Here is a 14,510-nt window from a genome sequence, read left to right on the forward strand (position 1 = left end):
CAATGGATCTCGAGAAATCGATGATAACGGCGGCATCCGGCATGCGGGCCCAGTCGGCGCGCATGCGGCTGATCGCCGAGAACATCGCCAACGCCAATTCCACGTCCAACCGGCCCGGCGAGGATCCCTATCGCCGCAAGGTGCTGACCTTCGCCCAGGCCCTGGATCAGCAGTCCAGCGCCCAGGTGGTGGAGGTGGACAAGGTCAGCCTCGACAAGTCGCCCTTCCGCGAAAAGTACGACCCCGGCAATCCGGCGGCCGACGGGCGCGGCTACGTCAAGCTGCCCAACGTCAACGCGCTTATCGAGATGATCGACATGAAGGAGGCTCAGCGGTCCTACGAGGCCAATCTGACCTCCATCGAATCCGCCAAGCACATGATCTCGCGCACCGTGGATCTGCTGCGTTGAGTGGATGGCTTTCAGTCAGGGAGGTCCAGAAATGGACGTGACGCTGCAGAATGCGGCCATGGCCTATGGCAAGGCCGTCAACCGGGGCGGCGAAACCGGCCCGTCCGATGGCGCCGGCGCAATCGCCGGCGGCGAGTCCGGCTCCTTCGCCTCTATGGTGAAGGCCGCGGGCGAGGGCGCCGCGGGCGCGCTGGAGAGCTCCGAGACCCTCTCGGTGGGCTCGGTCGCCGGCAAGGTGGAACTCACCGACGTCGTGCATGCCGTCAACAACGCGGAGATCGCGCTGCAGACCGTCGTGGCGGTGCGCGACCGCGTCATCGACGCCTATCAGCAGATCATCCGCATGCCGATCTGACGGGGCCGCGCCATGACCCCCGTTGAAGTCGTCGACATCGCCCGTGAGGCGATCTGGGTGCTGCTGAAGGTTGCGGCGCCGGTCATGCTGATCGCGCTGGGCGTCGGCCTCACCGTCTCGCTGTTCCAGGCACTGACCCAGATGCAGGAAATGACCCTGGCCTTCGTGCCGAAGATCATCGCCATCTTCGTCGCGCTGATCGTGCTCTCGCCGTACATGATCGGGGAGCTGACCGGTTTCATGGACCAGATCGCGCTCAGGATCTCGGATACCGCCCCCAACGGCGGCTAGCCGGAACAAGGGAGCCGCCCGTGCTCGCCGACCTGCTACCAGCCCTGATCTTCTCGCTGCTGCTCGTCTTCGCGCGGGTCGGCGCGATGCTCATGGTGTTGCCGGGCTTCGGCGAGGCCTACATCTCGCCGCGCGTGCGTCTGGTGATCGCGCTGGCGCTGTCGGTCGTGGTCCAGCCGGTGGTCGGCGGCGCGCTGCCGGCCATGCCCGCGCAGCCCCTTGACCTGCTGCCGCTGCTGTTCGGCGAGATCGTCATCGGCGTCTTCATCGGCGGCTCGATCCGGCTGCTGGTCTCGGCCCTGCACGTCGCCGGCATCGTCATCTCGTTTCAGTCCAGCCTTGGCTTCGCACAGTTCTTCGACCCGGCCCAGGGCACCCAGGGCGCGCTGCTGGGCAGCTTCCTGACCGTCATGGGCATGACCCTGATCTTCGTCTCCGACCTGCATCACCTGATGCTGATGGCCGTCACCGACAGCTATCAGCTCTTTCCCGCGGCGGTGATGCCGCCGCTGGACGACTTCGCGCAGACCGCGGCCCGCTTCGTCGCCGGCAGCTTCCTGGTCGGCATCCAGATCTCGGCGCCGTTCATCGCCTACGCCCTGGTACTCTACATCGGCATGGGCCTGATCAACCGGCTGATGCCGCAGATGCAGGTCTTCTTCATCGTCATGCCGCTGCAGATCACCTTCGCGCTGATGTTCTTCATGATCACGCTGGGCGCGATGGCGCTCTGGTTCCTCGAGCATTTCGAGGAAGGCGTCGCCATGTTCCTGGCCGGAGGGTAGGGGATGGCCGAAGACCAGGATCCCTCGCAAAAAACCGAGGAACCGACAGACAAGCGAAAACAGGACGCCCTGGACAAGGGGCAGGTCGCCAAGTCTCAGGAAGTCGGTCACTGGTTCATGATGCTGGGCGTCGCCGGCATGCTGATCTTCATGATCGGCCACGCCGGCCAGGCCCTCTTCGGCGGTCTCAGCGCGTTCATCGCCAATCCCGACCAGATCGTCGTCTCGCCGGGCGCCATGCAGGGCCTGCTCGCCACGGTCGCCATGGACATGGCCGTCGCCATCCTGCCGATCATGGGCGTGCTGATGGTGCTGGCCGTGGCGGCGACGCTGATCCAGCATCCCCTGCTGTTCACGCCGTCCAAGCTGAAGCCTGAGCTGTCCAAGATCTCGCCCATCGCCGGCTTCAAGCGCCTGTTCTCGCTCAATTCGGTGATGGAGTTCCTCAAGGGGATCGCCAAGCTGGCGATCGTCGCCGCGGTTGCCTTCGCGCTGATCTGGCCGGACCTGCAGGCCCTGCCGCAGCTCATGGAGATTACCCCGCTCGGCGTCATGGAGTTCGTGCGCGAGGAGGCGCTGACCATGGTCAGCGGCGTGCTGGCGGTCATGACCGTCATCGCCGGGCTCGATTTCGTCTACCAGAAATGGAAGACCAACCGCGACATGCGGATGTCGCGTCAGGACATCAAGGACGAGCAGAAGCAGGCCGAGGGCGACCCCCTGATCAAGCAGCGCATCCGCGCCATCCGGATGGAGCGCGCCAAGCGCCGCATGATGTCGAAAGTGCCGTCGGCCAGCGTCATCATCGCCAACCCGACCCACTTCGCCGTCGCGCTGCACTACGACATGGAGACCATGGCCGCGCCCGAATGCGTCGCCAAGGGCATCGACGCCGTGGCGCTTAAGATCAGGGAGATCGGCGAGGCCAACGGCGTGCCCGTGATCGAGAATCCGCCGCTGGCGCGCGCCCTGCACGCGACCGTCGAACTGGACGAACCGATCCCCGTCGAACACTATCAGGCGGTGGCGGGCGTGATCAGCTACGTCATGCAGATGAAGAACCGCTACAGCGCGGGTGGCGCCTGAACAGCATGACCCAACAGACGGACATCGCCGGCCATCGGCGGACGGCGCAAGGCCCGCACGGCCGGGCGCCGCTGGGTCTGGGCGTCGCCGCCGGCCTCGGCCTGATCGCCATCCTCTCCGCCGCCGCGCTGGCGGGCGTGCCCCAGGTCTCGGGCGCGGTCCTCGGCGTCGGCGGGCTGGCGGGGGTCGGGCTGGTCCTTCTTTCGCTGCTGCGCCGCGGCGCAGGCGCTGAGGCGCCCGAACCCGCGCCCGAAGCAGAGGTCTCCCCGAAGGCGGCGCAGGAGCCGGAAATCGCGGCCGGAACGGCGGCGGCGCTGACCGCGCGCATCGAGGAACTGGAAAGCGCCCAGAGCCACGCCGAACACCTGCTGAGCCGGCTGATCGGCTTCGCCCCGCTCGGCATAGTGCTGAGCGATTCCGCGGGCACGGTGCTGCGCGCCAACGCCAATGCCGGACAGATGGCCGGTCTGAAGGCCGCGCCGGTGGGTGGCCGCTTCGTGGAGCTGTTCGCCGAATCCGATCGCGCCGCGGCGCAGGAGCAGCTCGACCTCATCATCGCCGGCGAACAGCGCCAGAAGCCCGTGGAGCTGAAGCTCGCCGGACCGGCGGAGCGCGTGGCGCTGCTCTATGGCGGCTTCGTCGACGACGACGACCGCGGCGAACGGCTTGCCGCGTTCTACCTGATCGACGCCACCGACCAGCGCAGCCTGGAGGCGCAGTTCGCCCAGGGCCAGAAGATGCAGGCCGTCGGTCAGCTCGCCGGCGGCGTCGCCCACGATTTCAACAACCTGCTGACGGCGATGATCGGCTTCGCGGATCTGCTGCTGATGCGCCATCCGCCGGGCGACCCGTCCTATACCGACATCGTCCACATCAAGCAGAACGCCAACCGCGCCGCCGCGCTCGTCCGTCAGTTGCTGGCCTTCTCCCGCCGTCAGACGCTCAGGCCGAAGATCCTCAACCTCACCGACGTGCTGACCGACATTTCCGACCTGCTGCGCCGGCTGATCGGGGAGCACATCAACCTGCGCATCGTCCACGAGCGCGATCTGGGACTGGTCAAGGCCGACCAGGGCCAGATCGAGCAGGTGGTCACCAACCTGGTGGTCAACGCCCGCGACGCCATGACGGCGGGCGGCACCGTCACCATCGAGACGCGCAATCTCAGCCAGGCCGCGCCCCGCCAGGTCGGCGACGAGACCATGTCCGCCGGCGAATATGTAGAGATCGAGGTGACGGACACCGGCCACGGCATTTCCGAAGAGCACCTGGAGAAGATCTTCGAGCCCTTCTTCACCACAAAGGCCATCGGCCACGGCACCGGCCTGGGCCTCGCCACCGTCTATGGCATCGTCCGCCAGACCGGCGGCTTCGTGGAGGTGGAGAGCCGGCAGGGCGAGGGCACGAGTTTCCGCATCATCCTGCCCCAGGTGCGCGTCGACCCCGCCGCCGGGGAGGGCGCGCTGGCCCGCCGCGCCGCCGTCGACCTGACCGGCAGCGGCACCATCCTGCTGGTCGAGGATGAGGACGCGGTGCGCCTGTTCGCCGCCCGGGCGCTGCGCAACAAGGGCTATACCGTCGTCGAGGCCGAAAGCGGCGAGATCGCGCTGGAGATCATCAAGGAGCGCAACGCCGAGATCGACCTGATGATCTCCGACGTGGTGATGCCGAACATGGACGGCCCGACGCTGATCCGCCACGCCCGCGAACTGCGCGCCGACATCCGCGCCATCTTCATCTCCGGCTATGCCGAAGAAGCCTTCCGCCGCAGCCTGGGCGACGACCTGGGCGATGTCGACTTCCTGCCCAAGCCGTTCAGCCTCAAGCAACTCGCCGCCAAGGTGAAGGAACAGCTCGACCGCTGACTCGAACGCGGCCGTTCGGGTTCGGGTGGCCGTCTACAGCTCCGCGAACGATGTAGCGACGCCGGAAAGCCGCTTGCCTTTGCGGCAGGCGGAGGCAGAGTCGCGGGGATGGGGAGGAAAATCAGAAGAGCGACACATCTTATTCGTCCGCGCGTTTGGGCTCGGACGTGGTGGCGGCTGTATTTGCTGGAATTGCTCGCGCTCATCAACGATAGCGGCATATTGCTCAGCATTATATCAGTGCCTGTATCCCTATTCTTCACGTTTGAATTTTTTGGGATGCGGCAAACGATGATTGAGATTGGTGCAATCGTTGTCGCTGCATTGGCATTTGTGGTCTCTCTGACGGCATTTATGCTGATCTGCGCGATTCGCGCGGCCGTAATGGTCCCAAAAGAAATTTCAAATACTGGACTATGGCATGGGAAAACGTTCGTATTTCACGAACCCCGGCGCATCCTTACGCGGATTGTGAGCCCAGCCGAGGCCGGCCAGCACATATATTTTTCTGTTCCAGAGGCGGTGCCGGGTAGTTTTGTTCAAATGAAAGTCAAATTTGAAAATCGGCACTATAAAGGCTGCATTGCGAGCGCTATTGCACCATTGGTCCTTTCCAATTTGGAAATCGCTGAGGAAGCCACATATGGCGTCACCTTGGACCGGAAAAGACAGGCGATTTTGGTATTTCATGTGCGCGAGGACGCGACACCGACCTCAGCACGTGTATATATCTTGTCGTGGGGAGGCGAGGTTGGCCCAACGTAAAGATATAACGCTTGAAGAAGCCCGGCGCTTGGGCCGGCTCGACCAGTTTGCCAAGGAACACCCGTCTACCGGCGATGCAGATGCCTTCGAGGCGCTGTTTCTTATGGCAGATACCTAAGTTGGCTCCGGATCGGAGTCCGGCCTGATCCGAGGCCGGGCTTGCGCGCGGCCCCGGCGGGCCCCGTCGAATCGCGCTGCCTGTCCCAAGGGAATACATGCGGGTGGTTCCGACCGTGAACGGATGCGGAATATTTCCCGCCTTTCTCTTTGATTCCAGATGCTTGCAGGGTGCTTGCGAAACGAGAACAAAATCGGTACATTGTTCCTGTTTGACGGCATGTCCGGGCCGTGGATGATGGGAGAAGAACAATGTCGCAATCAGCGTTACGCCTTGTCGAGAAGGGAGCTTCCAACATGGCCGACAAATCCAAGGCGCTCGACGCCGCACTGGCCCAGATCGAGCGGGCCTTCGGCAAGGGCTCGGTCATGCGCCTGGGCCAGCGGGAGGCGATGAACGTCAGCGCGATCTCCACCGGTTCGCTGGGCCTGGACATCGCGCTCGGCATCGGCGGCCTGCCCAAGGGCCGCGTCGTCGAGATCTACGGCCCCGAGAGTTCGGGCAAGACCACGCTCACCTTGCACGTCATCGCCGAGGCCCAGAAGCTGGGCGGCACCTGCGCCTTCGTCGACGCCGAGCATGCTCTCGACCCGGCCTATGCCAAGAAGCTGGGCGTCAATATCGACGACCTGATCATCTCCCAGCCCGACACCGGCGAGCAGGCGCTGGAGATCGCCGACACGCTGGTGCGCTCCAGCGCCATCGATGTGGTGGTGATCGATTCGGTCGCCGCCCTGGTGCCCCAGGCGGAGCTGGAAGGCGAGATGGGCGACAGCCATGTCGGCCTGCAGGCGCGGCTGATGAGCCAGGCGCTGCGCAAGCTGACCTCGTCGATCGCGCGCTCCAACTGCATGGTCATCTTCATCAACCAGATCCGCCTGAAGATCGGCGTCATGTTCGGCAGCCCGGAGACCACCTCCGGCGGCAACGCGCTGAAGTTCTACGCCTCCGTCCGCCTCGACATCCGCCGCATCGGCGCGATCAAGAACCGCGACGACGTGGTCGGCAACCAGACCCGGGTGAAGGTGGTCAAGAACAAGGTCGCCCCGCCGTTCAAGGTGGTGGAGTTCGACATCATGTACGGCTCCGGCATCTCCAAGACCGGCGAGCTGCTCGATCACGGGGTCCGGCTGAACATCGTCGACAAGGCCGGCTCCTGGTTCTCCTACGGCGAACAGCGCATCGGCCAGGGCCGGGAGGCGGCCAAGCAGTTCCTGGCCGAGAATCCGGACGTCGCCGAAGCCATCGAGGCGGAGATCCGGCACAATGCCGGGCTGCTGTCGGACGCAATGACCACGGGGCCGGAGGGCGACGAGGACGACGGCGACGCGGCGCTCGCCGCCGGGGAGTGAGCGCTCAGAGCAGCTCGTTCTCCATCTTCGCGGCCTGGATGCGCAGGACGCGGATCTCGCCGTTCTGCATCAGCTTCAGCCGCGTCTGCCAGTGCTCGACGATGTTCACGAGTTCCTGCAGCATGCGGGCCTGTTCCTGATACTGCGCAATGCGCTCGACCGTGGCCTGCCAGCGTCCGAAGGCGGCGGAGGCCCGGTCGATGCAGCGCTCGGTGGCGTCCTCGACCGCGAAGACGCGCAGGCCGGATTCGGTCAGCCGCCGGGTTTCGTCGCGCTCGATGAGCAGCGTCGGCTTCTGGGGCTCCAGGCGGGAGATCATCTCCTGCTCGACCGATTCGATGTCGGCGTTGTCGGCGGCGACATAGTGGGTGAAGATTGCCTGGCCGCCGCGGCGCAGCGTGCGCTCCAGCTTGCGGTAGATGCCGTGGCGGTTGGCGACGCCATGCAGCAGCAGCCGCGAGACGACCACATGGTAGCGCGCGCTGGACAACTCCACGTTGTCCAGGTCCACCGGCCCGGTCTTGACCTTCTCGAACAGCTTCTCGTCGCGCAGGATCTCCTGGCAGACCGAGAGGTTCTGACGGTCGGGCTCCAGCACGCTGAGCTGGAAGCCGCGAGGGCCGGCAAGGGCCACGGCCGGACCGCCGGTCTCGGCGCCGAGCAGCAGCACCACCGCGCCCGGGCCGATGTCCAGCGGCGCCGGCAGGGCGGCGAGGGGGTCGGGGGCCAGCGGCAGGGTGCGGGCGTCGCCGAACAGCAGGTGCGTGGTGTCCACCGCGGGCGAGAACCGGCAGGTGCGCGTATAGCGGGGCTCAGCGGCGCGTTGGGTCACGCGCTTTTCGGACGGCTTCTCGGAGAGGTCATAGCCCTCCCACCACGCCTTCAGTCTCGTCCGGAATGCGGCTTTCGGCATCGCGCTGGCTGTTCGGTCTCGGTCAGTACTTGATTACCAGCGGAACCTAGAGGCCATGGCGCTAAATAAGGGTTAAGCCGGCTGGCGGGCGGGCGAGGGCGCGCGCGCTTGACACCCATGCGCGGCGGGACCAGATTACAGCGCTTGTTCAACAGTGTTTTTGTCGAAAAAACAAGACGTTAGAAAGAGGTGACCGTGCCGGGCGGCAACGAAATTCGCAAAGCCTTCGTCGATTTCTTCAAGGCGAACGGGCACGAGCATGTGGCGTCTTCGCCCCTGGTGCCGCATCAGGATCCGACCCTGATGTTCACCAATGCGGGCATGGTGCAGTTCAAGAACGTCTTCACCGGCCAGGAGAAGCGCGACTACAACCGGGCCGTGACCTCGCAGAAATGCGTCCGCGCCGGCGGCAAGCACAACGACCTGGACAATGTCGGCTACACGGCGCGGCATCATACGTTCTTCGAGATGCTGGGGAATTTCTCCTTCGGCGACTATTTCAAGGACCTGGCGATCGATCTGGCCTGGAAGCTGGTGACCGAGGAGTTCGGCCTGGCGAAGGATCGTCTGCTGGTCACCGTCTACGCCGACGACGATCAGGCCGCCGATCTCTGGCGCAGGATCGCGGGGCTGCCCGACGAAAGGATCATTCGCATCGCGACGTCGGACAATTTCTGGTCGATGGGCGATACCGGGCCGTGCGGACCGTGTTCGGAGATCTTCTTCGACCACGGCGAGGGCGTGCCCGGCGGGCCGCCCGGCAGTGCGGACGAGGATGGCGACCGCTTCATCGAGATCTGGAACCTGGTCTTCATGCAGTTCGACCAGCGGAGCGACGGCGAGCGGATCGACCTGCCGCGCCCCTCGATCGACACCGGCATGGGGCTGGAGCGCGTGACCGCGACGCTGAACGGCACACACGACAACTACGCCACCGATCTGCTGCGCAACCTGATCGAGCAGTCGGCGCATTTCTCGAACACGGAGCCCGACGGCGGGGGTGCGGTCCATCACCGGGTCATTGCCGATCATCTGCGCGCCAGCGCCTTCCTGATCGCCGACGGCGTGCTGCCCTCCAACGAGGGGCGCGGCTACGTGCTGCGCCGGATCATGCGCCGAGGCATGCGCCATGCCCACATGCTGGGCTGCCAGGATCCGCACATGTACCGCCTGGTGCCGGAACTGGTGCGCATGATGGGCGCCACCTTCGGCGAGCTCGTCCGCGCCGAGGCGCTGATCACCGAGACGCTGAAACTGGAGGAGGGGCGCTTCAAGCAGACCCTCGACCGCGGCCTCAAGCTGCTGGAGGAGGAGACGGCGAAGCTGGGCGGGAAACAGGCGCTCTCCGGCGAGGTCGCCTTCCGCCTCTACGACACCTTCGGCTTCCCCCTCGATCTGACCCAGGACATCCTGCGCAACCAGGGACGCGGCGTGGACACCGAAGGCTTCCGGTCCGCCATGGAGCGTCAGCGCGCCGAGGCGCGGCGGAGCTGGGCGGGCTCCGGCGAACAGGCCACCGAGGCGATCTGGTTCGACATCCGGGAGAAGGTCGGGGCCAGCGAGTTCCTGGGCTACACCTCCGACGTGGGCGAGGCGCAGGTCCAGGCGCTGGTCGCCGGCGGCGAGCCGGTCGAACGCGCCGGCGACGGCGACGACGTCATGGTGGTGCTGAACCAGACGCCCTTCTACGGCGAATCCGGCGGCCAGATGGGTGATTCCGGCGAGATCCGCCTGGCCGGCGGCGGCGTGATCCGCGTCTCCGATACCCAGAAGCGGGTCGGCGACGTGCATGTCCATGTCGGCCGTGTCGAGGGCGGCGAGGTCCGTGTCGGCGATACGGTGACCGCCGCGATCGACCGGGAGCGGCGGGACCGCCTGCGCGCCAACCATTCGGCCACCCATCTGCTGCACAAGGCGCTCCGGCGCCGGCTGGGCGATCATGTGGTGCAGAAGGGTTCGCTGGTGGCGCCGGACCGGCTGCGCTTCGACATCTCCCATCCCAAGCCGATGACCGAGGCGGAGCGGGCCGACGTCGAGGTCGAGGTCAACCGCATGATCCGCGGCAATGGCGAGGTCGTGACGCGGCTGATGGCCCCGGACGAGGCGGTCGAGGCGGGCGCGCTGGCGCTGTTCGGCGAGAAATACGGTGACGAGGTCCGCGTCGTCTCCATGGGCGGCGGCGATGCGCCGGAATTCTCGACCGAGCTCTGCGGCGGCACGCATGTCCGCCGCACCGGCGATATCGGCGCCTTCCATATCGTCGGCGAAGGGGCGGTTGCCGCGGGCGTGCGGCGCATCGAGGCGATGACCGGGCAGGCGGCGCTCGACTGGCTCGGCGGGCAGGAGCAGACGCTCCGCACCATCGCCGGGGCGCTGAAGACCACGCCGCAGGACGCGCCGGCACGCGTCGCCCAGCTTGTCGAGGAGCGGCGCAGGCTGGAGCGCGAGCTCGTCGAAGCGCGCCGCAAGGCGGCGCTCGGCGGCGGCGGTCAGGCCGGCCCTGCGGCAAGGGAGATCAACGGCATCCGCTTCGTCGGCCAGGTCGCCGAGGGCGTGCCGGCGAAGGATCTGAAGGGCATGGTCGATGCGATGAAGGCGGGCGGCTCCGGCGTCTATGCCGTGGTCGGCGTCAATGACGGCAAGGCCGCTCTGGTCGTGGGCGTCACGGAGGATCTGACCGACCGGGCCGACGCCGTGGCCCTGGTGCGCGCCGGCGTCGGCGCCATCGGCGGCAAGGGCGGCGGCGGCCGCCCCGACATGGCCCAGGGAGGCGGACCCGACGGGTCGCAGGCCGCCCAGGCCCTGTCGGCCGTCGAGGCGGCGCTGGCGGGCTGACGCGCATGGGCCGAAGGGGCGACGCCAAGTTCACCGCCCGGCGGCGCGCCTTCGAGATTGTCGAGGAAGCCGCGCCCGGCGACCAGCCCAGCCAGGCGTTCGACTGGTTCCTGATCGGCCTGATCGCGCTCAACATCGCCGCAGTGGTGCTGGAGACGGTGCCGTCGATCCACGACGACTTCGCGGCCGGGTTCCACGTCTTCGAGATCGTCTCCGTGGTGATTTTCACCGTCGAGTACGTCCTGCGCATCTGGGTCGCGCCGGAACACGCATCCTTCCGCCAGTATGGCCCGGTTGGCAGCCGTCTGCGTTATGCCGTCAGCTTCTTTGCGCTGATCGATCTGCTGGCGATCCTGCCGTTCTATCTCGCCTTCCTGCTGGGCCTCGATCTGCGGGTGTTGCGGGTGCTGCGGCTTCTCCGCTTCCTGAAGCTGATGCGCTACTCGGCGGCGATGATGACAATGCAGCGTGTCGTCTACGACGAAAGGCGCGCCCTCGTGGCCGCGCTGCTGATCATGCTCGGTCTGCTGATCGTCGCCTCGACGGGCATGTACTACGCGGAGCGCCATGCCCAGCCGGAGCGTTTCGGCTCGATCCCGGCGGCGATGTGGTGGGGTCTGGCGACGCTGACTACCGTTGGCTATGGCGACATCGTGCCGGTGACCCTGGTGGGCAAGATGATCGGCGGCATCGTCATGCTGCTGGGGCTGGGCATGTTCGCGCTGCCCATCGGTATTCTGGCGACAGGCTTCACCCAGGAGGTCAAGCGCCGCGAGTTCGTGGTTACCCGCTCCATGGTGGAGCGCATAGCCCTGTTCGAGAAGCTGCCGCCCAGCGAGACGGCCCGTCTCACGCGGCAGATGCGGGCCATCCGCTACGATGTCGGGGCGGTCATCGTGCGGCGGGGCGAGCCGGTCGAGAGTCTCTATTTCCTCGCCGTCGGCGACGTCGATCTGGAGATCGGCAAGCGCGACTTCCACCTGGAGGACGGTGATTTCTTCGGCGAGACGGCGACGTCGAAGCGCGTCGAGGACGATCTCATGGCCATCGCCTCGTCCCAGTGCCTGGTCATGGCGCTGGACCTGCGCGACCTCAATCCGCTGATCAACCGCCATCCCCATCTTGGCGCGCGCCTGGCCGAGGTGGCGGAGGAGCGGATGGGCACGCCGCTGGCCGACGCGGACCACGGCGCCGCCTGAGGCCTATCTGCCGGGCACCAGCCGCAGCACGCCGATGGCGCCGGGCTCGATATCCTCGGGCCGCATCGACATCGGGATGTAGTCGACGCGCCGCCAGCGGTCGACGAAGCCGCTGTAATGACCGGACAACACATTGCCCGACTGCCCGGTCGAGTGGATGTAGAGGGAGCGATCGAGGTCGTCGAGATCGTAGATCGCCCGCATCGACGCCGCGCTGTTGGTGGTGAACGGATCGCGCTCCCGGCGCATCGTGGAATGGGCGACGTTGACGGTGAAGCTGTCGCCGCCCACGGGCGTGCGGATATCGAAGATGTCGCGCAGCACCGGCACGTGGGTGAAGGGGTTGTGGTCGCTCAACGCCTCGTGGATCGGGCCCCAGACCCAGTTCTGGCGGTCGGCCCCGAAACGCTGCTCCAGATCGGCCAGGGCGAGGTCCAGCGACCGGCTCAGCATGTCGGCGCAGGTCTCGCGTCCATCGGTCGCCACATCGTCGCACCATATGCTCATGCCGTCCGCGTCGGTCAGGACGCGGCGCATGAACAGCACGCGCGGCGCCCACAACTCCTCGAAGGCGCCCCGGCCCTCGTCGATCAGGACCTGGCGGACGAACTGGCGGTACCAGGCGCTGAAGACCGTCGGCTCGATCCGGTCGGCCGACATGTCGCCGTTCCATATCTTCAGGTCCGCGACCACGGCCCGGGCGCGCTCGCCGGCGGGCTGGAAGGCCAGCATCAGGGGAAGGAACTCCCGCGCCATCAGGGAGACCTGATCGGCCTGGATCGTCTTGAAGCTTTCGACCGAATGGGCGTTCCGGGCGGTCAGCAGATCGGTGATCCGCTGGGCGCGGTAGGGCGGCGCCCATTCATTGGTCAGAAAATAGGGATAATCGTCGCCGACGATCCGGTTGTTGGCGGTGACCACGAAGCCGCTCTCCGGATTGACGGTCGAGGGCAGGTGCCGGTGGGGCACATAGCCCAGGCGCTGGCCCTCCGCCTCCCAGCCGCGCACCGGCAGCATGCCCTGCCATGGCGAGCGGTCGGCGCGGATCGGGACCTTGCCGGCGGCGACGAAACCGATGTTTCCCTCGACGTCGGCGATGACGATGTTCTGCTGGGCGCCGTCGAAGTCGCGCATGATTTCCTGCAGTTCCGTCACCGTCCGGGCGTCGGCGGCGCGCAGACCGGCGCGGGCGGTCATCTCGTTCGCTTCCAGCACGTGCCAGCGGAGGGCTACAACATGGTCTTCGGGCGCGAATTCGCGCACCCGGCCCGTGGCTTCGTTCAGCACGGGACCGTTGCGGGTCTCGCGCACGGTGATGGTGCGGTCAGCCGAATCCTTGACGCGGATCACTTCCTCGCGGGTCTCGAAGTCGGCCCAGCCGGCTTCGGTGCGGTACTGGGCCGGGTTGTCGGGGTTGATCTGCTCGATCACCAGATCCTGCGTGTCCGGACCGGTATTGGTGAAGCCCCAGGCGAGATGGCGGTTGCGGCCGAGCACCACGAAGGGCAGTCCCGGCAGCGTCGCGCCCATGGCGGCCGTCTCGCCGTCGTCCCAGTGCGCGAAGTACCAGACCGACGGCGTCTGCAGACCCAGATGCGGGTCGTTGGCCAGCAGCGGCTTGCCGGTGGCGCTGCGGCTGCCGTCGACCACCCAGTTGTTGGAACCCAGGCCGTCGTGACGGCGGAAGGGCTGCGCGGCGGCGATCATCGGCCCGATTCCCGGCAGGGCGTCCAGAGCCGCCCGGTCGGGCAGGGCCACGGGCCCGTCGGCCGGATAGGGCGGCCAGATCTGGCGCATCCGCTCGGGGCCGAGCAGTTCGGCGACCTGGGCGCGTGTGGCCTCGCTGGTCCAGTTGCCGGACAGGTCCAGCGCCATCATCTTCAGCCAGACGAGCGAGTCGGCGGGCTTCCACGGTTCGGGCTCGATGCCGAGGATCAGGAACTCGGGCGGCAGCAGGCCGTCATCGTTCTCAAGGAAGGCGTTCACGCCGTCGGCGTAACGCTGCAGCAGGCGCCGGGTGCGGGCATCGAGATTCGGGACGGTCGCTTCCGCGGCGCGGTAGAAGCCCAGGGTCCGCAGGAAGATATCGGTCTGCAGCGTCTGCTCGCCGGCGAACTCGGACAGGCGGCCCTGACCGATCCGGCGCTGCAGTTCCAGCTGCCAGAGCCGGTCCTGGGCGTGGACGAAGCCGAGAGCGAAAACCGTATCCTCGCGGCTGCCGGCATAGATGTGCGGCACGGCGAAGCGGTCGCGCACGATGCGGACATCGTTCTCCAGAGCGGGAAGCGCCACTTCGCCGTCGACCTGCGGCAAGGTCATGCGGCCGACCACGAACAGGCCGATGACCGCGATCGCCACGAACACCACCAGGGTGCCCGATATGCGCCAGATCCATTTCATCGCGCGCGGCGTCCCGGCGGGCAGTTATCATGCATCCCGAAAGCATCGCGCGAAACGTGATTCGCCACAACAGCCAAGGCCCCGGCCAGCCTTGGCTTTGCGCCCCGCCGCGCGCCGGTGTAGGAAAGACGAAAGC

General features: G+C 66.7%; 11 protein-coding genes. 9 read left to right on the forward strand and 2 right to left on the reverse strand.

What is annotated here, in order from left to right:
* Positions 1–2: 2 nt before the first annotated feature.
* From TEF_09745 to TEF_09775, 7 genes are all read left to right on the forward strand, one after another.
* Complete coding sequence (locus tag TEF_09745; GenBank protein ID ANK81047.1) at positions 3–410, forward strand: flagellar basal body rod protein FlgC; 408 nt, start codon at positions 3–5, stop codon at positions 408–410.
* A gap of 31 nt (positions 411–441) precedes the next feature.
* On the forward strand, positions 442–765 hold the full coding sequence (locus TEF_09750; GenBank protein ID ANK81048.1) for a hypothetical protein: 324 nt from the start codon (positions 442–444) through the stop codon (positions 763–765).
* A gap of 12 nt (positions 766–777) precedes the next feature.
* Positions 778–1,056 carry a flagellar biosynthetic protein FliQ gene (locus TEF_09755; protein ANK81049.1) on the forward strand — a complete coding sequence of 93 codons (279 nt, stop codon included), beginning with the start codon at positions 778–780 and terminating at the stop codon, positions 1,054–1,056.
* 20 nt (positions 1,057–1,076) lie between these two features.
* On the forward strand, positions 1,077–1,841 hold the full coding sequence (locus TEF_09760; protein ANK81050.1) for a flagellar biosynthetic protein FliR: 765 nt from the start codon (positions 1,077–1,079) through the stop codon (positions 1,839–1,841).
* Between the two features lie 3 nt (positions 1,842–1,844).
* On the forward strand, positions 1,845–2,927 hold the full coding sequence (locus TEF_09765; protein ID ANK81051.1) for a flagellar biosynthesis protein FlhB: 1,083 nt from the start codon (positions 1,845–1,847) through the stop codon (positions 2,925–2,927).
* 137 nt (positions 2,928–3,064) lie between these two features.
* Positions 3,065–4,792 carry a hypothetical protein gene (locus tag TEF_09770; GenBank protein ANK83398.1) on the forward strand — a complete coding sequence of 576 codons (1,728 nt, stop codon included), beginning with the start codon at positions 3,065–3,067 and terminating at the stop codon, positions 4,790–4,792.
* Positions 4,793–5,926: 1,134 nt separating this feature from the next.
* Positions 5,927–7,027, forward strand: coding sequence for a recombinase RecA (locus TEF_09775; GenBank protein ANK81052.1), 1,101 nt, complete (start codon positions 5,927–5,929; stop codon positions 7,025–7,027).
* A 4-nt stretch (positions 7,028–7,031) separates the two neighbouring features.
* Here TEF_09775 and TEF_09780 read toward each other — a convergent pair whose 3' ends face one another.
* A complete protein-coding gene (locus TEF_09780) occupies positions 7,032–7,940 on the reverse strand; it encodes a hypothetical protein (GenBank protein ANK81053.1) in 909 nt (302 codons plus the stop codon).
* A gap of 195 nt (positions 7,941–8,135) precedes the next feature.
* Here TEF_09780 and TEF_09785 point away from each other — a divergent pair, with 195 nt between their 5' ends.
* Positions 8,136–10,775 (forward strand): alanine--tRNA ligase, encoded by a 2,640-nt coding sequence (locus tag TEF_09785; GenBank protein ID ANK83399.1) that lies wholly within the window; start codon positions 8,136–8,138, stop codon positions 10,773–10,775.
* Positions 10,776–10,780: 5 nt separating this feature from the next.
* Positions 10,781–11,974, forward strand: a complete 1,194-nt coding sequence (locus tag TEF_09790) for a hypothetical protein (GenBank protein ID ANK81054.1) — start codon at positions 10,781–10,783, stop codon at positions 11,972–11,974.
* A 3-nt stretch (positions 11,975–11,977) separates the two neighbouring features.
* On the opposite strand, the gene TEF_09795 is transcribed toward TEF_09790, so the two are convergent.
* Positions 11,978–14,374, reverse strand: a complete 2,397-nt coding sequence (locus tag TEF_09795) for a hypothetical protein (protein ANK81055.1) — start codon at positions 14,372–14,374, stop codon at positions 11,978–11,980.
* Positions 14,375–14,510: the final 136 nt, after the last annotated feature.

This window comes from Rhizobiales bacterium NRL2, assembly GCA_001664005.1.
Lineage (GTDB): Bacteria > Pseudomonadota > Alphaproteobacteria > Minwuiales > Minwuiaceae > Minwuia.